Annotated in this window: 18 protein-coding genes; 14 read left to right on the top strand and 4 right to left on the bottom strand. The window is 64.1% G+C overall.

Annotated features, from left to right (window positions below; translation table 11 throughout):
* Window positions 1-23 precede the first annotated feature (23 nt).
* Window positions 24-1,859 (bottom strand): M14 family metallopeptidase, encoded by a 1,836-nt coding sequence (locus PSV33_RS16115; RefSeq protein ID WP_300563290.1) that lies wholly within the window; start codon window positions 1,857-1,859, stop codon window positions 24-26.
* A gap of 181 nt (window positions 1,860-2,040) precedes the next feature.
* Between PSV33_RS16115 and dusA the strand changes: the two genes are divergently transcribed.
* On the top strand, window positions 2,041-3,072 hold the full coding sequence (gene dusA, locus PSV33_RS16110; protein ID WP_300563337.1) for a tRNA dihydrouridine(20/20a) synthase DusA: 1,032 nt from the start codon (window positions 2,041-2,043) through the stop codon (window positions 3,070-3,072).
* Window positions 3,065-3,997 (top strand): DMT family transporter, encoded by a 933-nt coding sequence (locus tag PSV33_RS16105; RefSeq protein ID WP_300563289.1) that lies wholly within the window; start codon window positions 3,065-3,067, stop codon window positions 3,995-3,997. The genes dusA and PSV33_RS16105 overlap by 8 nt, the downstream gene beginning before the upstream one ends.
* On the opposite strand, the gene PSV33_RS16100 is transcribed toward PSV33_RS16105, so the two are convergent.
* Window positions 3,969-4,604, bottom strand: a complete 636-nt coding sequence (locus tag PSV33_RS16100; protein WP_300563288.1) for a GntR family transcriptional regulator — start codon at window positions 4,602-4,604, stop codon at window positions 3,969-3,971. The two genes, PSV33_RS16105 and PSV33_RS16100, sit on opposite strands and share 29 nt — an antisense overlap.
* 141 nt (window positions 4,605-4,745) lie before the next feature.
* Here PSV33_RS16100 and scpA point away from each other — a divergent pair, with 141 nt between their 5' ends.
* From scpA to PSV33_RS16045, 11 genes are all read left to right on the top strand, one after another.
* Window positions 4,746-6,914 carry a methylmalonyl-CoA mutase gene (scpA, locus tag PSV33_RS16095; RefSeq protein WP_300563287.1) on the top strand — a complete coding sequence of 723 codons (2,169 nt, stop codon included), beginning with the start codon at window positions 4,746-4,748 and terminating at the stop codon, window positions 6,912-6,914.
* Window positions 6,911-7,948: a methylmalonyl Co-A mutase-associated GTPase MeaB gene (gene meaB / locus PSV33_RS16090; protein WP_300563286.1), complete on the top strand. Its 1,038-nt coding sequence runs from the start codon at window positions 6,911-6,913 to the stop codon at window positions 7,946-7,948. The genes scpA and meaB overlap by 4 nt, the downstream gene beginning before the upstream one ends.
* A 21-nt stretch (window positions 7,949-7,969) precedes the next feature.
* Window positions 7,970-9,502 carry an acyl-CoA carboxylase subunit beta gene (locus PSV33_RS16085; RefSeq protein ID WP_300563285.1) on the top strand — a complete coding sequence of 511 codons (1,533 nt, stop codon included), beginning with the start codon at window positions 7,970-7,972 and terminating at the stop codon, window positions 9,500-9,502.
* A gap of 86 nt (window positions 9,503-9,588) precedes the next feature.
* Window positions 9,589-10,458 (top strand): hypothetical protein, encoded by an 870-nt coding sequence (locus PSV33_RS16080; RefSeq protein WP_300563284.1) that lies wholly within the window; start codon window positions 9,589-9,591, stop codon window positions 10,456-10,458.
* A 151-nt stretch (window positions 10,459-10,609) separates the two neighbouring features.
* Entirely contained in the window at window positions 10,610-12,658 is a 2,049-nt protein-coding gene (locus PSV33_RS16075) for an acetyl/propionyl/methylcrotonyl-CoA carboxylase subunit alpha (protein WP_300563283.1), read from the top strand.
* Window positions 12,658-13,131 (top strand): VOC family protein, encoded by a 474-nt coding sequence (locus PSV33_RS16070; protein WP_300563282.1) that lies wholly within the window; start codon window positions 12,658-12,660, stop codon window positions 13,129-13,131. Before PSV33_RS16075 ends, PSV33_RS16070 begins: the two co-directional genes overlap by 1 nt.
* Before the next feature lie 256 nt (window positions 13,132-13,387).
* Entirely contained in the window at window positions 13,388-14,911 is a 1,524-nt protein-coding gene (locus PSV33_RS16065) for a methyl-accepting chemotaxis protein (RefSeq protein ID WP_300563281.1), read from the top strand.
* 126 nt (window positions 14,912-15,037) lie between these two features.
* Window positions 15,038-16,876, top strand: coding sequence for an FAD-dependent oxidoreductase (locus PSV33_RS16060; RefSeq protein ID WP_300563280.1), 1,839 nt, complete (start codon window positions 15,038-15,040; stop codon window positions 16,874-16,876).
* Window positions 16,873-18,723 (top strand): 2-oxoacid:acceptor oxidoreductase subunit alpha, encoded by a 1,851-nt coding sequence (locus tag PSV33_RS16055; RefSeq protein ID WP_300563279.1) that lies wholly within the window; start codon window positions 16,873-16,875, stop codon window positions 18,721-18,723. The genes PSV33_RS16060 and PSV33_RS16055 overlap by 4 nt, the downstream gene beginning before the upstream one ends.
* Complete coding sequence (locus tag PSV33_RS16050; protein WP_300563278.1) at window positions 18,720-19,775, top strand: 2-oxoacid:ferredoxin oxidoreductase subunit beta; 1,056 nt, start codon at window positions 18,720-18,722, stop codon at window positions 19,773-19,775. The genes PSV33_RS16055 and PSV33_RS16050 overlap by 4 nt, the downstream gene beginning before the upstream one ends.
* A 28-nt stretch (window positions 19,776-19,803) precedes the next feature.
* Window positions 19,804-20,244 (top strand): CBS domain-containing protein, encoded by a 441-nt coding sequence (locus PSV33_RS16045; RefSeq protein WP_300563277.1) that lies wholly within the window; start codon window positions 19,804-19,806, stop codon window positions 20,242-20,244.
* Between the two features lie 12 nt (window positions 20,245-20,256).
* Here the strand turns inward: PSV33_RS16045 and rsxB are convergent, their stop codons facing one another.
* Window positions 20,257-20,925, bottom strand: a complete 669-nt coding sequence (gene rsxB / locus PSV33_RS16040) for an electron transport complex subunit RsxB (protein ID WP_300563276.1) — start codon at window positions 20,923-20,925, stop codon at window positions 20,257-20,259.
* Between the two features lie 26 nt (window positions 20,926-20,951).
* Entirely contained in the window at window positions 20,952-22,346 is a 1,395-nt protein-coding gene (gene phaZ, locus PSV33_RS16035) for a polyhydroxyalkanoate depolymerase (RefSeq protein WP_300563275.1), read from the bottom strand.
* Window positions 22,347-22,592: 246 nt separating this feature from the next.
* Here phaZ and ygiD point away from each other — a divergent pair, with 246 nt between their 5' ends.
* Window positions 22,593-23,447, top strand: a complete 855-nt coding sequence (gene ygiD, locus PSV33_RS16030; RefSeq protein ID WP_300563274.1) for a 4,5-DOPA dioxygenase extradiol — start codon at window positions 22,593-22,595, stop codon at window positions 23,445-23,447.
* Window positions 23,448-23,461: the final 14 nt, after the last annotated feature.

Below are 23,461 nucleotides of genomic sequence, written 5' to 3'. Positions count from 1 at the left end.
GCCGGACCTTTGTACGACAGGGCTCAGGGCAGCTCTTCAGTCCGGAGGCTGGGTTCGGACAGGACGCGCGCGGTGCTGGACAGGCTGTCGAGCAGCCGGTTCGCAAAATAGCTGCTCTGGGTGTCCGGTTCCAGCGCCGCGATGACGAGGTTGGCCAGCGGCTGGTTCAAGGGCACGTAGTAACTTCCGGACGGTGCGTCGATCACGCCGCGCACCAGCGCTACCTCGGCCCGGACGATCTGCCCGGCATCGGCGATGCTGCCGCGTACGTCCTGCCGGACCCCGGCCGAACGGGCCGTCTCGCGGTAGAGGTCGCCCAGCATGGACGCCGGCTCGGCCACCCGCAGCACCTGCACGCCGTGCAGGCGCAGCCGCTCCACAGCCGTTCGCGATCCCGCCGACAGCCAGTAGCCGCAGGGGCGCACTCGGGTCTTGATCTTGCGCAATGTGAGTGCCGAGTTCCACTCGACTTTCACGGTCCTGTCGGCACCGGTGACCGGGTCCAGCATGACGAGATCCTTTTGGGTGAGGGTGGGCGCGGCCTCGATCACGGCTTCATCCTTGCAGGCCAGGGCGCTCATCTCTTTCTCGATGTAGGGCTGCAACTGGCCCAGTTCGCTAGCCCGCTGGGCGGTGCTGGCGAGCACGCTGGAGATCGCCGTGACATGAGTGTGCACGCGGCGCTGGATGTGCAGCCGGGCTATGCCCACGCCGCGGGTTTCGATCAGCAGACTGACCGCGTTTTTCAGGCCGCTGACGTTGCGGCCGGTGTCGGGCTGCGTACCGCCCATGGAGACGGTCTTGTCCGCCAGGTCCGTCGACGTGGTGTAGTACCACTCGGTACTCAGTCCCTGCGCCTGGAGGGCAGTCACCAGCGGGCGGCGGTACCACTCCTCGGAGGCTTTGGTCAGGAACTCGGGGATGTTGGCGGTGGTCGCGTACTGCAGCAGCGCGTCGTACTTCTGCACCGTACCGAATTTCTGCAGAAAACGGCCCACCACCGTGTATTCGTGGGCATCGACCACGACCGTCGGGTGGTAGTCGCGCGCGAGCCGGGCCAGGGCCTGCGCTTCCGGGGTGTTGAGCAGCAGGTGGTCGCGGTTCATGTCCAGTCCGCCCGTGGTGACGCGCTGTCCGGCGGCCGAGCCATCGGGGTTGGCGCGCGGCACGATGATGACGTTGACACGCTCGAGCACCGGCCGCAGCAGGCCCTGGGTGAGTTCGCGGGCCACGACCAGCAAGGCTTCGGTGCCGGCGGGTTCATCGCCATGCTGCTGGCCGACCAGCAGCACGGTGGGGTGGCCCGTGGCTGCGATGGCGGCCGCATCGGTGCCGGCGGCACGCGTCAGCACCAGGGCTTCCAGGGTCTCACCGCGCTGTGACTGGCCGATGGGCAGCACGGCGGCCTTCAGGCCTGGTGAGCGCGACGCCGCTGTGCTGAGCTCACGCAGCCAGGTCTGGATTTCTGCATTCGAGGTGAAGCTGCTGCGCCCTTGCTGCAGGCCGGGCGTGTTGTAGATGACGGAAGGCGCCGGGAAGCGGGCCGCGACGGCAGCGCTGTAGGGGGCGGCGCCGGCCGGTGGCAAGGGGGCCAGCGCCGGCCGGTCGGGGACGGGCTGGACGACAACGGCGGGAATGGGGGCGGGTACAGGTGCCAACACTGGCGCCGGCGCAGAGACCGTTCCCGTGGGCGTCGGCCAGGGCGGCAACGGCACCGACGTGCAGGCCGCCAGTGCCAGCAGCAGCGGCAGCAGAACGACGGCGCGTGAGGCGGTCCCGTGATGGCGCAGGAGGAGGGACGGTGGTTCCGGAGGGCTGAGGGGACGGTTCATCCGCAGGGGCAGGTCGGTCTTGGTCATGGCGTGGTGTTGGGAAGGCCGGCGCAGGTGCGGCCCAGGCTGCCATTATCCGGCTTGCGCGCCCGTGCCGGTGTCGGTGCCTACCCTCTGGGGCGTCATTTTCGTCACCCGTTCGCGGCGCCGGACCGGCCCGCGTGAGAAACTAGGGGCCTCCATGCCCCCTGAATCCGCTGTTTCCTCCATGAATTCCGGTCTTTTCCCCGCACACCGCCTTAGCGTGGCCCCAATGATGGACTGGACCGACCGGCATTGCCGCTACTTCCACCGCCTGCTGTCACGCCACGCCTTGCTGTACACCGAGATGGTGACGACAGGCGCGCTGGTGCATGGCGACGTGGCGCGGCACCTGCGCTTCAACGCCGAAGAACACCCGGTGGCGCTGCAGCTGGGCGGTAGCGAGCCGGCCGACCTGGCGCACTGCGCGCGGCTCGGCAAGCAGTGGGGCTACGACGAAATCAACCTCAACTGCGGCTGCCCCAGCGAGCGGGTGCAGCGCGGGGCCTTCGGCGCCTGCCTGATGGCCGAGCCGCAACTGGTGGCCGACTGCGTCAGGGCCATGGTGGATGTGGTCGACGTCCCGGTGACGGTCAAGCACCGCATCGGCATCGACAAAAGCGAGAGTTATGGCTTCGTGCGCGACTTTGTCGGCGCGGTCAGCGAGGCGGGTTGCCGCACCTTCATCGTGCATGCGCGCAACGCCTGGCTCAAGGGCCTGAGCCCGAAGGAAAACCGCGAGGTGCCGCCGCTGCGTTACGAGCTGGTGCACCGGCTCAAGCGGGAGTTTCCCGACCTCACCATCGCCATCAACGGCGGCATCACCACCGGCGAACAGGTGGCGACGCAATTGCGCGAACTCGACGGCGTGATGGTCGGCCGCGAGGCCTACCACAACCCCTGGTGGCTGGCCTCCTGGGATGAGAGCTTTTTCGGCGCGGCGCCCAGCGAAGCGACCCGTGAGTCCGTCGAGGCGCAGATGGCCGACTACATGGCCAGGGAGTTCACTGCCCACGGCACGCCCTGGCCGACGATCGCCCGCCACATGCTGGGCCTGCGCCACGGCCTGCCCGGTTCGCGGCGCTGGCGCCAGGTCTGGAGCGACCACAAGCTCAAGACCCTGCACCCGCGCGAGGTGATGGCGCTGGCTCATGCGCCGGGCGTTGCTGGCGAAAGCGCTGAATCCTCGTTGCAGGCTGCGGTGACGGCCAATGTCTGATGCCGCGCAGCGCGAGACGCGCCGGGCGCTGCTGCTGCTGTGGCTGGTTCCGGCGCTGTGGGCCGTCAACTACATCGTGGCGCGCAAGGCGCCCGGGGTCATCGGGCCCTACATGCTGGCCCTGGGCCGCTGGGGCCTGGCCGCCCTGATCCTGGTAGCGCTCACGCGGGCGGAGCTGTGGGCGCAACGCGCGGCGATCGCCCGGGCCTGGCGGCAATACCTGGTGCTCGGTTTCCTGGGCATGCTGGTGTGCGGTGCCTGGGTGTATGAAGGGGCGCGCTCCACGGGGGCCATGAACATTGCGCTGATCTATTCGGCCTCGCCGGTGCTGATCGCCCTCGGGGCGATGTGGTGGCTGGGCGAGGGTTTCGGCGCGCGGCAGGCGGCCGGTGTGCTGCTGGCGCTGACGGGCGTGGTGCATGTGGTCGTCAAAGGGCGCTGGACAGCACTGGCCGACGTGCAGTTTGTGGCAGGAGATGCCTGGATTCTGGCGGCCACCGTGTCCTGGGCCGCTTATGCGCTGCTGCAGAAAAGGTGGCCCAGTTCCCTGAGCGCGACGGCGCGGCTGGCCGCCATCTGCATGGGCGGCACCCTGGTCCTGCTGCCTCCGGCCGTGTGGGAGGCGACACGGCCCGGCGCGGACGCCCTGGGTGGCCAGGCCTTGCTGCTGGTGGTGGTGGCTGCGCTGATCCCCGGCGTAGGGGCCTACTGGATCTACGGCTGGGCGCAGAAAATCCTCGGGGCCAGCCGGGTGGCCGTGGCGCTGTACCTGGGCCCGCTTTACGCGGCGGGGGCGGCCTGGTTGCTCGGTGAACCGCCGGGCTGGCACCATGCCGCCGGCGCACTGCTGATCCTGCCGGGGGTGTTTCTGGTCACGCGGCCGATCAAACAGCCTGTCAAGCCGCCGCTTCCAGCCCGTTCCTGAAGTGTTCGCGCATGCGCTGCACGGTGGCATCGGCATCGCGTGCGCTCAGCGCCGCCATGATGGCGCGGTGTTCGGTCAGTGATTCTTCGATGCGGCCGCTTTTGAGCAGGGAGTTGTGGCGGTTCAGCTTCATGACCTTGCGCAGATCGGCCACCATCTGGTCGCGCCAACGGTTGTTGGCGATTTCCAGCAGGCGCATGTGGAAGGTTTCGTTGATCTGGAAGAAGCGCTCGCGGTTGGCCACGGCTTTTTCGAGCTCGCGGTGCAGGGTTTGCAGCTCCTGCAGCTGGGCCTCGGTGGCCTGGGTCGCCACCACGCCAGCGGCGTCGCTTTCCAGCAGCGAAAGCAGGTGGTAGACATCGGTCAGGTCGCGTTCGGACACCTCGGTGACGTAGGCGCCGCGTCGCACCTTCATGGTCACCAACCCTTCAGTGGCCAGCACCTTGAGGGCTTCACGCAGCGGCGTGCGGCTGATGCCATATTCTTCGGCCAGTTTGAGCTCGTCGATCCAGCTGCCTGGCGCCAGTTCGCGGCTGAAAATACGCTGGCGCAAAAGCTCCGCCACCTCTTCGTAAAGGGCTCTAGGGGTCAGTGAAACAGCGGCCATGGTCGTGGTAAGGGGTCGATTGCAGCCGGAGGGCTGGACTGCGCGATCTTATCCGAAACTAAATTTTGCATCAATAATTATAAATAATGTAAACTGGCGAAATCGGCAGCCTCGCTGCGCAAACCCATCGAAACACGCGCCATGAGCACCCCAAAACCTCCCGCCAGCCCTGAATTTGCCTCTGCCAGCCTGGAGGCCTGGGCCAGGGCAGCCGCCAAATCGGCGCCCGGCGGCGACGTCAACGCGCTGAACTGGCAGACCCCCGACGGCATCAGCGTCAAGCCCTTGTACACCGCGGAAGACTTGAAGGACCTGCCTTACACCAACACCCTGCCGGGGTTTGAGCCTTTCATCCGCGGTCCGCAGGCCACCATGTATGCGGTGCGCCCCTGGACCATCCGGCAATATGCTGGCTTTTCCACCGCTGAAGAGTCCAATGCGTTCTACCGAAAGGCGCTGGCCGCCGGCGGGCAGGGCGTGTCGGTCGCCTTTGACCTGGCCACACACCGCGGTTACGACAGCGACCACCCGCGCGTGACGGGCGACGTCGGCAAGGCCGGCGTGGCCATCGACAGCGTCGAGGACATGAAAATCCTGTTCGACCAGATCCCGCTGGACAAGGTATCGGTGTCCATGACCATGAACGGTGCGGTGCTGCCGGTGCTGGCCGGTTATGTGGTGGCGGCCGAAGAGCAGGGCGTGGCGCAGGATCAGCTCAGCGGCACCATCCAGAACGACATCCTCAAAGAGTTCATGGTGCGCAACACCTACATCTACCCGCCCGCGCCCAGCATACGCATCATCGGCGACATCATCGAGTACACGGCCAAACACATGCCGAAGTTCAACTCGATCAGCATCTCGGGCTACCACATGCAGGAAGCCGGCGCCAACCAGGCACTCGAGCTGGCCTTTACCCTGGCCGATGGCAAGGAGTATGTAAAGACGGCGATCGCCAAGGGCCTGGACGTCGATGGTTTTGCCGGACGTCTGAGTTTCTTCTGGGCCATCGGCATGAACTTCTACCTCGAAGTCGCCAAGATGCGCGCCGCGCGCCTGCTCTGGTGTCGCATCATGAAAGAGTTCAACGCGAAAAGCCCGAAGAGCCTGATGCTGCGCACGCATTGCCAGACTTCCGGCTGGAGCCTGACCGAGCAGGACCCCTACAACAATGTGGTGCGCACCACCATCGAGGCCATGGCCGCCGTCTTCGGCGGCACCCAAAGCCTGCACACCAACAGTTTTGACGAGGCGATTGCGCTGCCGACCGAGTTCTCCTCGCGCATCGCCCGCAACACCCAGCTCATCATCCAGGAAGAAACCCACATTCCGCATGTGATCGACCCCTGGGCCGGCAGCTACATGATGGAAAAATTGACCCAGGACATGGCCGACGCGGCGTGGGCCATCATTGAAGAGGTTGATGCCATGGGCGGCATGACCAAGGCCGTGGACAGCGGCTGGGCCAAACTCAAGATCGAAGCCGCCGCCGCTGAAAAGCAGGCGCGTATCGACAGCGGCAAGGACGTGATTGTTGGTGTCAACAAGTACAAGCTCAAGACCGAAGATGCGATTGAAACCCGCGACATCGACAACGTCGCGGTGCGTGACGGACAGATCACGCGTCTCAAGGCCATCCGCGCCAGCCGGGACAGCGCAGCGGTGCAGGCCGCGCTGGACGCGTTGACGGCCGCTGCCGAAAAAGGCGACGGCAACCTGCTCGACTTATGCATCAAGGCCGTGCGCCTGCGCGCCACGGTGGGTGAGGTCAGCGATGCGCTTGAAGAAGTTTACGGGCGCCATCGCGCCGATACGCAAAAGGTGACCGGTGTGTACGCTGCAGCTTATGACTCGGCCGAAGGCTGGGAAAACCTCAAGTCTGAAATCAACGCCTTTGCGGAAGCGCAGGGCCGGCGCCCGCGCGTGATGATTTCCAAGCTGGGCCAGGACGGCCACGACCGCGGCGCCAAGGTGGTGGCCACGGCCTTTGCCGACCTGGGTTTTGATGTGGATATGGGGCCGCTGTTCCAGACGCCCGAAGAATGCGCGCGCCAGGCGATTGAAAACGACGTGCATGCGGTCGGTGTCTCGACCCTGGCCGCCGGCCACAAGACGCTGGTGCCGGCCATCATTGCCGAGCTCAAGAAGCAGGGCGCCGACGACATCATCGTGTTTGTCGGTGGCGTGATTCCGCGTCAGGACTACGACATGCTTTATGAAGCCGGCGTGAAAGGCATTTACGGCCCGGGCACGCCGATTCCGGCCAGCGCCAAGGATGTGCTCGAGCAGATCAAGGCTGCGCTGAAGTGATTTCCGGCGATCTGGTGGGTGCGGTTCTGCACGGCGACGCTGCCGCGCAGCGCCGTGCCATCGCCAAGGCCATCACGCTGCTGGAATCGACCCGTGCCGACCATCGGGCACAAGGCGACGAACTGCTGACCGCTTTGCTGTCGCACACCGGAAACGCTTTCCGCCTCGGCATCAGCGGCGTTCCCGGTGTCGGAAAATCCACCTTCATCGAGGTGCTGGGCCTGCACCTGATCGCGCAGGGCCACCGGGTCGCGGTGCTGACCGTAGACCCGTCTTCCAGCGTCTCGGGCGGCTCCATCCTCGGCGACAAGACACGCATGGAGCAACTGTCGGTTCACGAGTGCGCCTACATCCGGCCGAGTCCGTCCAGCGGCACCCTGGGCGGCGTGGCGGAAAAAACGCGCGAGGCCATGCTGGTCTGCGAAGCGGGCGGTTATGACGTGGTGATTGTCGAAACCGTGGGGGTCGGCCAGAGCGAAACTGCGGTCGCCAACATGACCGACATGTTTGTGCTGATGCAGCTGCCCAATGCCGGCGACGACCTGCAGGCGATCAAGAAGGGCGTGATGGAGCTGGCCGACCTGGTGGTCATCAACAAGGCCGACATCGATGCCGACGCCGCGATGCGCGCGCAGGCTCAGATCGCCTCGGCCATGCGCCTGTTCGGGCTGGTCAACAACGCGATGGGCAGCGCACAAGCGGCAGCGTACGACTCCTTCTGGCATCCGCAGGTGATCCAGCTCAGCGCGCTGCACAACCAGGGGGTCGATGGCTTCTGGGCTGCGGTGACGAAGTTCAGAAACATCCAGACCGCCAACGGCCGTCTGGCCGAGCGCCGCCGGCACCAGTCCCTGGCATGGATGTGGGAGCGTATTGACGCCGGGCTCAAGCAGGCCTTCCGGCAGGACCCGGCGGTCAGCGCCTTGCTGCCCACCCTGGTGGCCGAGGTCGAAAGCGGGCGGCTCCCGGCCTCCACTGCGGCAAGAAATCTGCTTGCAGCCCAATCGGGACGGGCGCAAGCTGCTATTAAATAAAGAGCATATAGAAAGCAAACCATGCAAGACATTCTTGAACAACTCGAAACAAAACGCGCCGCTGCCCGCCTGGGCGGAGGGCAGAAACGCATCGATGCCCAGCACGGCAAGGGCAAGCTCACGGCGCGTGAGCGGCTGGAGCTGCTGCTCGACGAAGGCACGTTTGAAGAATGGGACATGTTTGTCGAGCACCGCTGCACCGACTTCGGCATGGCCGACAACAAGATCCCCGGCGACGGTGTGGTGACCGGCTACGGCATGATCAACGGCCGCTTGGTGTTTGTGTTCAGCCAGGACTTCACGGTGTTCGGCGGCGCCCTCAGCGAGGCCCATGCCGAGAAAATCTGCAAGGTGATGGACCAGGCGATGAAGGTGGGCGCACCGGTGATTGGCTTGAACGATTCCGGCGGCGCGCGCATCCAGGAAGGCGTGGCATCGCTCGGTGGTTATGCCGATGTTTTCCAGCGCAACGTCATGGCCTCGGGCGTGGTGCCGCAGATCAGCATGGTCATGGGCCCCTGTGCTGGTGGTGCCGTGTATTCGCCGGCCATGACCGACTTCATCTTCATGGTCAAGGACAGCAGCTACATGTTTGTCACCGGTCCCGAGGTCGTGAAAACCGTGACCCATGAAGAGGTGACGGCCGAGGAACTGGGGGGCGCCACCACCCACACCACCCGCAGCGGCGTGGCCGATCTGGCGTTTGAAAACGATGTCGAGGCGCTCCTGATGCTGCGCCGGCTCTACAACTACCTGCCCCTGAACAACCGAGAGAAGGCGCCTATCCGCCCGAGCGCCGACCCGGCTGCTCGAATGGACCTGAGCCTGGACACGCTGGTGCCCGAGAACCCGAACAAGCCCTACGACATGAAGGAGCTGATCACCAAGACGGTGGACGACGGCGACTTCTTCGAGCTGCAGCCCGAATACGCCAAAAACATCATCATCGGTTTCGCCCGCATGGAAGGCCAGAGCGTCGGCATCGTCGCCAACCAGCCGCTGGTGCTGGCCGGCTGCCTGGACATCAAGAGCTCGATCAAGGCGGCGCGCTTCGTGCGTTTTTGCGATGCCTTCAACATTCCGGTGATCACCTTCGTGGACGTGCCCGGCTTCATGCCCGGCACCAGCCAGGAGTACGGCGGCATCATCAAACACGGCGCCAAGCTGCTGTATGCGTACGCCGAATGCACGGTACCGAAAATCACCGTGATCACGCGCAAGGCCTACGGCGGTGCCTACGACGTGATGAGTTCCAAACACCTGCGCGGCGACGTCAACTTTGCCTGGCCCAACGCCGAGATCGCCGTGATGGGCGCCAAGGGCGCCGTGGAAATCATCTTCCGCGAAGACCGCAAAGACCCGGTCAAGCTGGCTGCGAAAGAGGCCGAGTACAAAGCGCGTTTTGCCAACCCCTTTGTGGCTGGCGCGCGCGGCTTCATCGACGACGTGATCCTGCCGCACGAAACCCGCAAGCGGATTTGCCGCTCGCTAGTGATGCTGAAAGACAAGAAGCTTGAGAACCCGTGGCGCAAACACGGGAACATTCCGCTGTGAACGCGCGGGGCCGGGCTCGCCTTGCACCAGCTCTGCTGGGGCTGTTTCTCACGGGCAGCGCGCATGCCGTCCTGGATCGCGTGGACATGCCTGCCCATGAGGAAGCGCTCACCAGCGAGGCCGTCGTCCGCGGCGTCAAGGCGACCGCAGCGCAGTGCGCAAGCGTGCCGAATGCAGTGTGGGCGCAACCGGAGGGAGAACGCGGCGAATGTCTGCGCTACTGGCACGCCGGGCTCAAGGACGGAGCGAACCCAAGGGCGCTGTTCTTCTTCGCCGGGGACCTCCTGGCCCAGGACATCGTGGTCGATAAAACGTATGCGGGCATGACACCGGCCAAGGTACAGGCAGTCATCGACACCGTGCCGCAGCGGTTCGGTGTGCCCTATATTTTTATTGGCAGGCCGGGTACCTTCGGGTCTTCCGGCTCGCACAAGGAGCGCAGGCGCCAGCCCGAAGCGCGGCTGGTGTCCGCTGCGATCGATGAAATCAAGAAGCGCCATGGCATCGAAGAGATCTCGATTGCCGGATTAAGTGGCGGTGGCCATGTGGTCGCTTCGCTGCTGGGTTACCGCTCCGACGTGGTTTGTGCGGTCCCGACCTCGGCCGTGTCCTCGCCGTCCATGCGCATGAAGCTGCGGGGCTGGACGGTCGATGCGACAGGTTATTCCGATTCGTATGAACCCATTGAGCACCTGAACAAGACCCGCATGAACCCGGGCTTGCGGGTTTTTGTGCTGGGTGATCCTGCCGACACAAATGTCCCGTGGGCGGTGCAGACCGCACTGGCCGACCGGCTGCAGGCCATGGGGGTGCAGGCCCAAATTTTGAAAGCCGAAGGCGTGGGGCCCGAGCGTCACATCATCGTCAGCTCGGCACTGCTGATCGGGGCCTTGTGCACGCTGAACCAGACTACCGAAGACATACAGCAACGCGCGGAAAAAGGCCTTAAAGGCTGATGCGCTGCGTTCCCTGATCGAAAGAGAAAAATGTTTACCAAAATCCTGACAGCGAATCGCGGTGACCAGCCGCAAAGCGGCGCAGCAGCGAAGCTACATCGCATGACGCACGCAGTGGGTGCAGGCGATTTCACCTCTATGGAGAAGGCATATGTTTGAAAAAATCCTGGTGGCGAATCGGGGCGAAATCGCCTGCCGCGTCATCCTCACGGCCCGCAAGATGGGCATCCAGACCGTGGCGGTGTACTCCGACGCCGACAAGGATGCGCGCCACGTCGAACTGGCCGACGAGGCCGTCCACATCGGACCGGCGCCCAGCCGCGAGAGTTACCTGCAGGCCGACAAGATCATTGCGGCGGCCAGACAGACAGGTGCGCAGGCGATTCACCCGGGCTACGGCTTTCTCAGCGAAAACGCCGGCTTTGCCAAACGTGTGGAAGAGGAGGGTCTGGTGTTCATCGGCCCCAAGCATTATTCGATTGCCGCCATGGGCGACAAGATCGAGTCGAAAAAACTCGCCGGTGCGGCGGGCGTGAACTGCATTCCCGGTGTCAATGACGCGATTGAAACTGCCGAGAAGGCGGTCGAGATTGCCAGGGGTATTGGCTACCCGGTGATGATCAAGGCCTCGGCCGGCGGCGGCGGCAAGGGCTTGCGTGTGGCCTTCAACGACAAGGAAGCGCTCGAAGGCTTTACCTCCTGCCGCAACGAAGCACGCAACAGCTTCGGCGATGACCGCGTTTTCATCGAAAAGTTTGTCGAGGAACCACGGCACATCGAGATCCAGCTGATCGGCGACAGCCAGGGCAATGTGATTTACCTCAACGAGCGTGAATGTTCGATCCAGCGTCGCCACCAGAAGGTGATCGAGGAGGCACCGTCGCCCTTCATCAGCGAGGCCACACGCAAGGCCATGGGTGAGCAGGCCGTCGCGCTGGCGAAGGCCGTCAAGTACGAAAGTGCCGGTACCGTGGAGTTTGTGGTCGGCAAGGACCAGAGTTTTTACTTCCTCGAGATGAACACGCGGCTGCAGGTGGAGCATCCAGTGACCGAATGCATCACCGGCCTGGACCTGGTCGAGCTGATGATCCGCGTGGCAGCCGGCGAAAAGCTGCCGCTGGCGCAGAAGGACGTGCAGCGCAATGGCTGGGCCATCGAGTGCCGCATCAATGCCGAAGACCCTTTCCGCAATTTCCTGCCGTCCACCGGCCGGCTGGTGCGCTTCCAGCCGCCCAGGGAGAGCATGTTTGCGTCGGACACGTCGCAGTTGTACGGCGTGCGTGTCGATACCGGCGTGCAGGACGGCGGCGAGATTCCGATGTTTTACGACTCGATGATTGCCAAGCTCATCGTTCACGGCACCGACCGCCGGGACGCGATCGCGAAGATGCGCGAGGCCCTGAACAGCTTTGTGATTCGCGGCGTGTCCAGCAACATCCCCTTTCAGGCGGCCCTGCTGGCGCACCCCAAATTTGTCGCCGGGGACTTCAACACCGGCTTCATTGCCGAAAACTACGCCCAGGGTTTCCGCGCCGAAGACGTGCCGCATGACGACCCGGACTTTCTGGTGGCGCTGGCCGCTTATGTGAACCGCCGCATGCTGGGTCGTGCTGCGGGTATCAGCGGCCAGATGCCCGGGCACGGCGTGACTGTCGGCGAGGAGTTTGTGGTGGTCAACCTGGGCGCCGAGGGCAACAACACCTCGCAGGCGGCCATGGTGCGGGACTATCAAGCAAAATCGGGCTCCAGCCGAGTGGAGACGGGCGCTGGCAGCTATGAAATATGTAGCAACTGGCATCTGGGTGGGGCCCGCATCCGCGGCACGGTCAATGGCGACCCGTTCGCCGCGCAGGTTGAGCGCGGCGTGGGCCGCAATCCCATGGCCATCCGTATAGCCCACAACGGCACACGGCTCGATGCGATGGTTCTCACACCTCGCGCGGCGAAGCTTCACGCACTGATGCCCTACAAGGCGCCGCCGGACATGAGCCGCTTTGTGCTCTCGCCCATGCCCGGGCTGCTGGTGGAGGTCGCGGTGCAGCCCGGCCAGAAGGTGCAGGCCGGCGAACGCGTGGCGGTGATCGAGGCCATGAAGATGGAGAACGTGTTGTTCGCGACGGCGGACGGTGTGGTCGGCAAGGTGCTGGCCGGCAAGGGCGAGTCGCTCAGCGTGGACCAGCCGATTGTGGAATTCGTCTGATGGCCCGCCCGTTCAAGGTGCTGGGCATCCAGCAAATCGCCATAGGCGGCCCCGACAAGCAACGTCTGCAAAAACTCTGGGTCGAGATGCTGGGCCTGGAAGTCACCGGCACTTTCCGCAGCGAGCGCGAAAACGTCGATGAAGACATTTGCGCCATCGGCAGCGGGCCGTTCAAGGTCGAGGTGGACCTGATGCAGCCGCTGGACCCGGACAAAAAACCCGCCGTGCACACCACGCCGCTGAACCATGTCGGGCTGTGGATTGACGACCTGCCCAGGGCTGTGGAGTGGCTGACCGCCCAAGGCGTGCGCTTTGCCCCGGGCGGCATCCGCCCCGGCGCGGCGGGTTTCGACATCTGCTTTCTGCATCCCAAGGCGAATGACGAGTTTCCGGTCGCAGGCGAGGGTGTGCTGATCGAGCTGGTGCAGGCGCCGCCCGAGGTGGTTCAGGCCTTCTCCAGGCTGGCCGGCTGAAAAGAGAACGCGCCCTTCGGGATAACCCGGCTTCAGTTTTCAGGCTCCGCAGCCGTTAAGTGAGAGCACCCTGATCCGTTGGTGCAGCACTGCAACCGGGCTGGTACTGGCTGGCTGTCGGGCAATGCTTGCTGGCGGTTCCCTGTGTACGCACGGCCGTGCGGGTGTCTGCCACGCGGGTCCCCTGACACCAGTCACCGGGCCGGCGCAACGGCACCTCGGGCCGGTTTTCAGGCCGCGACTCCGGAGAATCCTCATGATATTTGGCAAGCTGCTTTATCCAGCCACCTGCTTGCTGCGCCGGCTGCGTCTGGCAGGCAAGCTGGCCCTGCTGGGGTGTGTGGCGGCGTTGCCGCTGCTGCTGCTGGCGCTGCAGCGCCTGCTGGGCAGTAGCGGCTTCAGCAGCCCGGGCAGCGTGCTTGCCATCGGCGGTGCGGGGCTGCTGCTGTTGCTTTATTTGCTGCTGGCTTTTCACCGCAGCCTTGCGCAGGATCTGCAGCAGGTGATCCTGGCGAGCCGGCAATTGGTGGCCGGCGATTTGCGTCTGGACCTGGCGAGACGCGGTCCCGACGAGGCCGGCCAGCTGGCCCAGGCCATGGGCGAGTTGGGCTGCACCCTGTCCGGCATGGTGGCCAATGTACGCAGCAACGCCGCTTTTGTGGCCCATTCGGGCCAAAGCATGGCCATAGGCAACCGGGACCTGTCGGACCGCACCGGGCGGCAGGCGGCCAACCTCGAGGAAACGGCGGCCAGCGTGGAACAGCTGTCGGCCACGGTTCAGGCCAATGCCGGCATGGCCGGTCAGGCCAGCGCCCGGGCCGCCCAGGTGCGGGATGTGGCCGACCAGGGCGCGACGGCCATGGCGCAGGCCATCGAGTCGGTGGAAGCCGTGCAGGGCAGCGCCAAACGCATGGGCGACATCGTCGGGGTGATCGACGGGCTGGCGTTCCAGACCAACATCCTGGCGCTCAACGCGGCCGTGGAGGCGGCACGTGCCGGCGAGTCGGGCCGAGGCTTTGCGGTGGTGGCCAGCGAGGTGCACTCGCTGGCGCAGCGTTCGGCCGACTCGGCCCGGGAAATCCGCCAGCTGATCGGTGTGTCGTCGGGCCAGGTGGCGGCCAGTGCGGAAAAAATCCGTGCGGCGGGCATCAACATGAACCAGATCGTTTCGGGCATCCGCGACGTGGCGGCCAACATGTCGCAGATATCGGCCTCCAGCGCCGAGCAGAGCACGGGCCTGACTGAAATCACCTCGGCCGTGCACCAGCTCGATGAGATCACCCAGAGCAATGCCCGGATGGTGGAGCGCGCGGTCAGCCAGGCCGTCAACCTGGAGGCGCGGGCCGGCACGCTGGTGCAGTCGGTGGCCTTGTTCAAGCTGCAGCAGGGGTCGGCCGAAGAAGCGGTGGCCCTGGTGGCGCGTGCCGTGGCGCACCGCCAGCACAGGTCGAAAGAGGCCTTCCTGCGCGACCTCACGCTGCCCGCCAGGGGGTTTCACGACCGCGACATGTATGTTTTTGCACTCGACAGCCACGGCAGCTACCTCGCCTTCGGCGGCAACCCGTCGAAGGTCGGCACACGGGTGCAGGACATCCCCGGCATCGACGGCGGGAAATTGCTCCAGTCCATCATCGACCAGGCCAGCGACGAGCCGGGCTGGGTGGAGTACGGCATCACCCACCCGATCACCGGCAAGGTTCAGACCAAGATGTCTTTTGTCCAGCAGGTGGACGATGTGTTTGTGGGCTGCGGTGTCTATAAAAACCTCGTGGCGGGCTGATGCGGGCACCACGGGGTTGAGGAGGAACTGAGGGATTCACCCGAGAGCGCTGTTCGCCGGGCCAGGCGTAAACTGGCCTGGCCTCCTGACCCGGTGGTGTTGCAGCGGGGCGAAGGAGACAGCGTTTTGCAGCCAACCAACGTCGCCCAGCCGTCCTACTTCCACAAGGTCGTCGATTGCCAATGGGCCTGTCCCGCCCATACCCCCGTTCCTGAATACATCCGCCTGATCGGCCAGGGGCGCTACACCGACGCCTACATGGTCAACTGGGTGTCCAATGTGTTTCCCGGCATTCTGGGCCGCACCTGCGACCGGCCCTGCGAGCCGGCCTGTCGCAGGGGCCGCGTCGAGGAGAACAATGGCGAGCAGCCGGAACCGGTGGCGATATGCCGCCTCAAGCGGGTGGCCGCCGACATGAAAAATGATGTCCGCCAGCGCATGCCCGAGGTCGCTCCCCGAAACGGCAAGCGTATTGCCTGCATCGGTGCCGGCCCGGCCTCGCTGACAGTGGCACGCGACCTGGCCCCGCTCGGTTACGAAGTCACGGTCTTTGACGGCGAGGCCAAGGCCGGCGGCTTCATCCGCACCCAGATTCCGCGCTTTCGCCTGCCCGAGTCGGTGATCGACGAGGAAACCGGCTACATCCTGGACCTGGGCGTGAACTTCAACAGCGGCCAGCGCATCGCCTCCATGAAGGGCTTGCTGGCGCAGGACTACGACGCGGTGTTTGTCGGCTGCGGTGCGCCGCGCGGGCGCGACCTGGACCTGCCGGGCCGCAGCGATATCAAGGAGAACATCCACATCGGCATCGACTGGCTGGCCTCGGTGTCCTTCGGCCACATCACATCCATCGGCCAGCGCGTGATCGTGCTCGGAGGCGGCAACACGGCCATGGATTGCTGCCGCTCGGCACGGCGCCTGGGTGGCAGCGACGTGAAGGTGATTGTGCGCAGCGGCTTCGACGAAATGAAAGCGTCGCCCTGGGAGAAGGAAGACGCCCAGCACGAAGGCATTCCCATCATCAACTTCCATGTGCCCAAGTCTTTCGAACATGACCAGGGCAAGCTCACCGGCATGACTTTTGAAGTGGTCCAGGCGGTCTACGACGGCAGCGGCAAACGCAGTCTGGTGCCGACCGGCGCGCCGGACGTGCGGGTGGAATGCGACGCCGTGTTGATTGCCGTCGGCCAGGAAAACGCCTTTCCCTGGATAGAGCGCGACTGCGGCGTCACCTTCGACAAATGGGGGCTGCCGGTGCTGGGCAAGGAAACTTTCCAGTCCACCGTGCCCCATGTTTTTTTCGGCGGCGATTCGGCCTTCGGTCCGAAAAACATCATCACGGCGGTGGCGCACGGCCATGAGGCAGCGGTGTCGATCGACCGCTTTCTCCACGGTGAGGACATCCACCGCCGGCCCGACCCGATGACCAACCTGATGTCCACCAAGATGGGCATTCATGAGTGGAGTTATGACAACGACACTTCCAACGATGCCCGTTTCAAGGTGCCCTGGGCCAAGGCGGAAATTGCGCTGGCCAGCATACGTGTCGAGGTGGAACTCGGTTTCGACGCCGCAACGGCCTTCAAGGAAGCCGGGCGCTGTCTGAACTGCGATGTGCAGACGGTGTTCGCTGCGCCGGCCTGCATCGAATGCGACGCCTGTGTCGATATCTGCCCGATGGACTGCATCAGCTTCACCGCCAATGGCGAAGAGGCCGATTTGCGCACGCGGCTCAAGGCTCCGGCGCTGAACCTGGTGCAGGACCTCTATGTGTCCGGCGAACTCAAGACCGGGCGGGTGATGGTCAAGGACGAGGATGTCTGCCTGCATTGCGGCCTGTGTGCCGAGCGCTGTCCGACCGGCGCCTGGGACATGCAGAAATTTCTCTTGCAGACCACGCAGGCCGGGCCGTCCTGTCGCGCTGCCAACAAGGCTGACACACGCGCAACAGGAGTGCCGGCATGAAAAAAAGAATTGAAGCGGTCAACGACTTTGTAATCAAGTTCGCCAACGTCAACGGCTCCGGCTCCGCCTCGGCCAACGAGCTGTTTGCCAAGGCCATTTTGCGCATGGGGGTGCCGGTCAGTCCGCGCAATATTTTCCCCAGCAACATCCAGGGCTTGCCGACCTGGTACGAAGCGCGTGTGAGTGACAGGGGTTACCAGGGCCGGCGTGGCGGCATTGACATGATGGTGGCGATGAATCCGCAGACCTGGGATGCCGATGTGGCCGAACTGGAGCCCGGTGGGTACCTGTTTTACGACAGTACCCGGCCCATGCCGCCGGAAAAGTTTCGCGAAGACATTCATGTCATTGGCATGCCGCTGACGGAAATCTGCAACGCCGTTTACAGCGACCCGCGACAGCGCCAGCTTTTCAAGAACATCGTGTATGTGGGGGCGCTGTCGGTGCTGCTGGAAATCGAGCCGGAGGTCCTGGAAAAACTGTTCGGTGAGCAGTACAAGGGCAAGGAGAAACTGCTGGCGTCGAATGTGCAGGCGCTGCATCTGGGGCGGGACTTTGCCAGCGAGCACCTGAAGGGTCCTCTGGGCATTCGTGTGAAGCGCAGCAACCAGGTCGGCAACAGGATTTTTGTGGATGGCAACAGCGCCGCGGCGCTGGGCTGCGTCTATGGCGGCGCCACCGTTGCGGCCTGGTACCCCATCACCCCCTCGTCCTCGGTGGCCGAAGCCTTCCAGTCCTATTGCGCCAGGTACCGGGTGGACCCTGCGACCGGCCGGCACAACTACGCCGTGGTGCAGGCCGAAGATGAAATTGCCTCCATCGGCATGGTGGTGGGCGCCGGCTGGAACGGTGCACGCGCCTTCACCGCGACCTCGGGGCCAGGGGTGTCGCTGATGACCGAGTTCCTCGGCCTGGCCTACTTTGCCGAGATTCCGGTCACCATCATCAACGTGCAGCGCGGCGGCCCGTCCACCGGCATGCCGACCCGCACCCAGCAGGCCGACCTGATCTCCTGCGCCTATGCCTCGCATGGCGACACCAAACATGTGCTGCTTCTGCCGGAGGACCCGCACGAGTGTTTTGAACACGCCGCGGCGGCGCTGGATCTGGCCGACCGGCTGCAGACGCCGGTGTTTGTGATGACCGACCTGGACATCGGCATGAACCAGCGCCTGTGCGAACCCTTTGCCTGGGACGACAGCCGCAGCTATGACCGCGGCAAGGTCATGACAGCGGACGAACTTGAAGCCGGCAAGGATTTTGGCCGCTACAAGGACGTGGACGGGGACGGCATCCCGTGGCGCACCTTGCCGGGCACACATCCGAGCAAGGGCAGTTATTTCACGCGCGGCACCACACGCAATGCCTACGCGCAGTATTCAGAGCGCGGGCCGGACTATATCTACAACGTGCAGCGCCTGCTGAAGAAGTTCGAGACCGCGGCCACGCTGGTGCCGCAGCCGGTGCTGCGGCCCGCCGCGCGCCCGACCCGGCTGGGCGTGATCTATTTCGGCTCCACCAGCCCGTCCATGAATGAGGCGCTGGATGTGTTGACCGAAGCCGGGATCCACATCGATGCACTGCGGCTGCGGGCTTTTCCTTTCCCTGCCCTGGTCGCGCAATTCATTGCCGGGCATGACAGGGTGTTTGTGGTCGAGCAGAACCGCGATGCGCAAATGCATTGCCTGCTGGTCAACGAACTCGATGTTGATCCGGCGCGTCTGGTGCGGGTACTGCATTACGACGGCACGCCGATCACCGCGCGTTTCATCACCGCGGCCATCACCGCGCACGTGAAGGCGCAGGCGGACAAGGCTCAAGAACAGGGCAGGGAGCACATGACATGACTTATCTGGCCAAGCCCCGCTTGCACCACCCGTCGCTGACCGTCAACAAGGTCGGCTACACCCGGCGCGACTACGAGGGAAAAATTTCCACGCTGTGCGCCGGGTGCGGGCACGACTCGATCTCGGCGGCCATCATCCAGGCCTGCTGGGAACTCGACATAGCACCGCACCGCGTCGCCAAACTTTCGGGCATAGGCTGCAGCTCCAAGACGCCGGACTATTTTCTCGGTGCCTCCCATGGCTTCAATACCGTGCATGGTCGCATGCCCTCGGTGCTGACCGGCGCCAACCTGGCCAACCGGGACCTGCTGTACCTCGGTGTCTCGGGGGACGGTGATTCTGCGTCGATTGGCCTGGGCCAGTTCGCCCACGCGATGCGGCGCGGCGTCAACATGGTCTACCTGGTCGAGAACAACGGCGTGTACGGCCTGACCAAGGGGCAGTTTTCGGCGACAGCCGACCAGGGCTCCAAAAGCAAGAAGGGTGTGGTCAACAGCGACAGCCCGGTCGATCTGGTGGCCCTCGCGCTGCAGCTGGGCGCGACCTACGTGGCGCGCGGCTTTTCGGGCGACAAGGCCCAGCTGGTGCCGCTGATCAAGGGGGCCATCGGCCACGGCGGTGCAGCCTTCATTGACATCATCAGTCCCTGCGTGGCCTTCAACAACCATGCGGGGAGCACCAAGAGCTACGACTATGTGCGCGAGCACAACGAGTCGGTCAACCGCATCGACTTCATCACCGGCCGCGAGGAAATCACCGCCAGCTACGCGCCGGGCGAGGTGATCGAGGTGGTGCAGCACGACGGCTCCAGCCTGCGCTTTCGCAAGCTGCAGGCAGACTACGACCCCACCGATCGTTACGCGGCCCTGAGTTACATGAATGCGCACCAAGCGCGCGGTGAGGTTGTCACCGGGCTGCTTTACGTGGACCAGTTGGCGACCGATCTGCATGTGGCGCTGAACACCAGCGCTACACCGCTGAACCAGTTCGATGCCTCGGCGCTGTGCCCGGGCGGGCGCGCGCTGGACAAGGTCAATTCATCCCTGCGTTAACCGATGCCCGATGGACAGGAGGAACCTCATGTCTGAACGTACCGTGTTTCAATCCATTCCGCACCGGCATGTGGTGAGTTGCCCGCCGCAGGCCAGCGTCTGGCAGGCCGCCTGTCTGATGACCAAGGCCAACTGCGGCAGTGTGCTGGTCATTGACGTTGCCGGCGTCATGCAGGGCATCCTGACCGAGCGTGACCTGATGACCCGTGTGCTGGCCAAGGCCCTGAATGCCAAAAAAACCCCGGTGTCCGAGGTGATGACGCAGAACCCCCTGTGTGTGGTGCCCGAGTTGGCGGTGTCGGATGCCGTGCTGATCCTGCTCGAGCGCGGCTTCCGGCATTTGCCGATTGTCTCGTCGGCCGGAAAAATCCTGGGGGTGTTCTCGATTCGTGATGCCTTGCCACGAGAGATTGACAGCGCGGTCAGCCTGGCCGAGTTCCGGGACTCGGTCAATGACGCGCTGGGCTGACGCTGCAATGAACTAGGCGCTACCGTTACCCGGCTCACGCCTGGCCCGTGCGCGCGCCAGTGCCGCTTCGATCACGGCGCGTTTCTGGTCCAGCACCACAGGGTCCGTGTGTCGGGAATGCCCGGGCAGGTCGGCTAGCGCGGCCTCGGCTTTTTCTTCAAGCCTTTTCTGGTTTTTACCCTCGTCCAGCAAGCGCCGGTAGCTATGAATTTCATAGCGTTTTCGGGCCAGCCCGGCGTCGGCTTCCGACCAGGCGGCCCAGCCGGTGCGCTCACCCGTGACGTTTTCCAGGCTGATGCAGTCCACCGGGCACACCGGAAGGCAGAGTTCGCAGCCGGTGCAGCAGGACTCGATCACGGTGTGCATCTGCTTGTTGCTGCCAACGATGGCGTCCACCGGGCAGGCGTCGAGGCACAAGGTGCAGCCTATGCACCAGGCCTCGTCGATCACGGCCATCTGTCGCGGTCCTTCGTTGCCGTTGTCGGGGTTGAGGGGGAGGGCGGGGCGGCCGGTGATCAGGGCCAGGCGCGTGATGCCTTCGGCACCGCCCGGCGGGCACTGGTTGATCCCTGCCTGGCCATCGGCCAGGGCCTGCGCGTAGGCCGAGCAGTCAGGGTAGCCGCAGCGTGTGCACTGCGTTTGCGGCAGCGCGGCATTGAGCCGTTCGGCAAGCAGGTTCACGACGCCGCCCCCACCGTTGATGCGCTTTATTTCCTGGCGACGCTCTTTTTGGCGACGCTGCGGGTGGCGGGCCTGGTTGCCGTCTGGGGGGCTGGTTTCACAGCGGACTTTGTTGCCTTCTTTGGAGCGGCCTTGCCGTTTGCAGAAAGGGACGGCCCCTGGTTGTGCTCAAGAATGAAAGCCTTGACCTGCGGATACACGATGTCGCGCCAGCGTCGGCCGCTGAAAATGCCGTAATGTCCGGCGCCCTTGACTTCCATGTGCTTCTGGCGTGCCTTGGGCACGTTGTAGCAAAGGCCATGGGCGGCTTCGGTCTGGCCGGAGCCGGAGATGTCGTCGAGCTCGCCTTCCACCGTGAAGTGGGCCGTGGTGGTGATGTCCTCGGGGCGGACCCGCTCGATTTTGCCGTGCCTGGACTTCACGTCCCAGGTACCGTTGACCAGCTTGAACTCCTGGAACACGGTCTTGATGGTGTCCAGGTAGTAGTCGGCGTCCATGTCCAGCACGGCGTTGTACTCGTCATAAAACCGGGTGTGGGCTTCGGTGCTGGCGTCATCGCCCTTGATCAGATCCTTGAAATAGTCGTAGTGGCTTTTGGCGTGGTTGCTCGGGTTCATGGCGACAAACCCGGTGTGCTGCAGGAAACCGGGATAGACGCGACGGCCGGCGCCGGGGAAATTGCCCGGCACCTTGTAAATCACATTGTTCTCGAACCACTCATAACTCTTGTTCATGGCCAGGTTGTTGACGGCGGTCGGCGACTTGCGCGCGTCAATGGGTCCGCCCATCATGGTCATGGACAGCGGCGTGGTTTCGCCGCGGCTGGCCATCAGCGAAATGGCGGCCAGCACCGGCACGGTGGGCTGGCAGACGCTGATCACATGGCAATTGCCATAGATGCCCTGCACGTGGGTGATGAATTCCTGCACGTAGTTGACGTAATCGTCGAGCGAGAAGGCGCCGTCCGACAGCGGCACGGTGCGGGCGTTTTTCCAGTCGGTGATGTAGACCTTGTGGTCCTTCAGCATGGTTTTGACGGTGTCGCGCAGCAAGGTCGCGTAGTGACCTGACAGCGGGGCCACGATCAACACGGCCGGCTGGCTCTTGAGTGTGGTCAGGGTGGCCGGATCGTCGGTGAAGCGCTTGAAGCGGCGCAGCTCGCAAAAGGGCTTGTCCAGCTCAACCCGTTCGTGCACCGCCACACCGGTACCATCCACATCGACGGTGGTCAGGCCGAAGACCGGTTTTTCGTAGTCCTTGCCGAGGCGGTAAATCAGGCTGTAGCCGGCTGCCGCCCGCTGCGCCAGCGGGCTCTTGCTCAAGGGCGAGAGGGGATTGTTGTAGAGCTTGGCGGCGGCCTGGGCGAAGTCGACAAACGGCTCCATCAGCGAACGCTGGGTTTCATAAACTTGATAAAGCATGGTCTGACCTTTGTACAGCGATATGTTGCAGTGCAACAAATAATAACAGGTGTGCTTACGATTAAATGGAGGGCAAACACCAATACGGAGGGGCTGGAGGACACTTCTTTCTGCCATTCGATGGAAAATTGCACATGTCCGGCCTCTGTATGTCTGAATATCTCCCCGGCAGACAGGCACAAAGGCCTTCCTGGTGCCGCGTAAAGCGCCCTGGCCAACGGCACGGGGTGCCCTGATGGATAGTTTATGAACGAAATGACCGGCGCCCTGGCGCTTGACGAATTCACCTCCCTGAAAAAATCGGACCGGATGCCGGTGCTGTTTGTCGGCCATGGCAGTCCCATGAACGCGATTGGCGACAACGAATACCGCCGTAGCTGGCAGGCGCTGGCTGCGGAATTTGGCGACAAATTCCCGCCGCCGCAGCTGGTGCTGTGTATTTCAGCCCATTGGCTGACAGAAGGCTGGTGGGTGACCGGCATGGCGCAACCCAAGACCATCCATGATTTCGGTGGTTTTCCGCAGGAGCTGTTCGACCAGCAGTACCCGGCGCCGGGCGCACCCGCCGCCGCACGCGAGATCAGCCGTTTTGTCAGGCAGCGCGCTTCGGCGCCCTTGGGGGTGGACCTGGACGCCTGGGGCCTGGACCACGGCGCCTGGTCGGTACTCCAGCCCATGTTTCCCGACGCCGGCATTCCGGTGCTGCAGCTAAGCATGGACTACAGCCGTCCGCCCTCCGACCACTACGCGCTGGCGAAACAGCTCAAAGGCCTGCGCGAGCGTGGCGTGCTGATCGTTGGCAGCGGCAACATCGTGCACAACCTGCGCCAGGCGCAGCGTGGTGCGGCCGGCAACCAGGCCTACGACTGGGCACTGGAGTTCGACCAGACCACCGGGGGCTACATTCAACAGGGCAACCTGGACGCGCTGCAGAACTTCCAGAAACTGGGCCAGCTGGCGCTGATGGCGCACCCGACCCATGAACATTACCTGCCCCTGCTGTATGCGGCAGCGGCGGTGGACAGCAGTGAAGCGCCACGTTTTTTCAACACCAGTTTCCAGTTCGGCTCGATCTCCATGCGCTCCGTGATCTGGGGCTGAACCAGGAACACATA

The organism is Polaromonas sp. (assembly GCF_029945895.1).
Classification (GTDB): Bacteria; Pseudomonadota; Gammaproteobacteria; order Burkholderiales; family Burkholderiaceae_C; genus Polaromonas.
Note: the sequence above shows the minus strand (reverse complement) of the source record. Positions and strands in the feature narration are given on the sequence as shown.

Coding starts and splice junctions, on each gene's coding strand:
- PSV33_RS16065 (WP_300563281.1), top strand. CDS start 13,388: ATGATATTTGGCAAGCTGCTTTATCCAGCCACCTGCTTGCTGCGCCGG.
- PSV33_RS16080 (WP_300563284.1), top strand. CDS start 9,589: ATGCCTGCCCATGAGGAAGCGCTCACCAGCGAGGCCGTCGTCCGCGGC.
- PSV33_RS16105 (WP_300563289.1), top strand. CDS start 3,065: ATGTCTGATGCCGCGCAGCGCGAGACGCGCCGGGCGCTGCTGCTGCTG.
- PSV33_RS16050 (WP_300563278.1), top strand. CDS start 18,720: ATGACTTATCTGGCCAAGCCCCGCTTGCACCACCCGTCGCTGACCGTC.
- phaZ (WP_300563275.1), bottom strand. CDS start 22,346: ATGCTTTATCAAGTTTATGAAACCCAGCGTTCGCTGATGGAGCCGTTT.
- scpA (WP_300563287.1), top strand. CDS start 4,746: ATGAGCACCCCAAAACCTCCCGCCAGCCCTGAATTTGCCTCTGCCAGC.
- PSV33_RS16085 (WP_300563285.1), top strand. CDS start 7,970: ATGCAAGACATTCTTGAACAACTCGAAACAAAACGCGCCGCTGCCCGC.
- ygiD (WP_300563274.1), top strand. CDS start 22,593: ATGAACGAAATGACCGGCGCCCTGGCGCTTGACGAATTCACCTCCCTG.
- PSV33_RS16045 (WP_300563277.1), top strand. CDS start 19,804: ATGTCTGAACGTACCGTGTTTCAATCCATTCCGCACCGGCATGTGGTG.
- dusA (WP_300563337.1), top strand. CDS start 2,041: ATGAATTCCGGTCTTTTCCCCGCACACCGCCTTAGCGTGGCCCCAATG.
- PSV33_RS16100 (WP_300563288.1), bottom strand. CDS start 4,604: ATGGCCGCTGTTTCACTGACCCCTAGAGCCCTTTACGAAGAGGTGGCG.
- PSV33_RS16075 (WP_300563283.1), top strand. CDS start 10,610: ATGTTTGAAAAAATCCTGGTGGCGAATCGGGGCGAAATCGCCTGCCGC.
- PSV33_RS16070 (WP_300563282.1), top strand. CDS start 12,658: ATGGCCCGCCCGTTCAAGGTGCTGGGCATCCAGCAAATCGCCATAGGC.
- PSV33_RS16115 (WP_300563290.1), bottom strand. CDS start 1,859: ATGACCAAGACCGACCTGCCCCTGCGGATGAACCGTCCCCTCAGCCCT.
- PSV33_RS16055 (WP_300563279.1), top strand. CDS start 16,873: ATGAAAAAAAGAATTGAAGCGGTCAACGACTTTGTAATCAAGTTCGCC.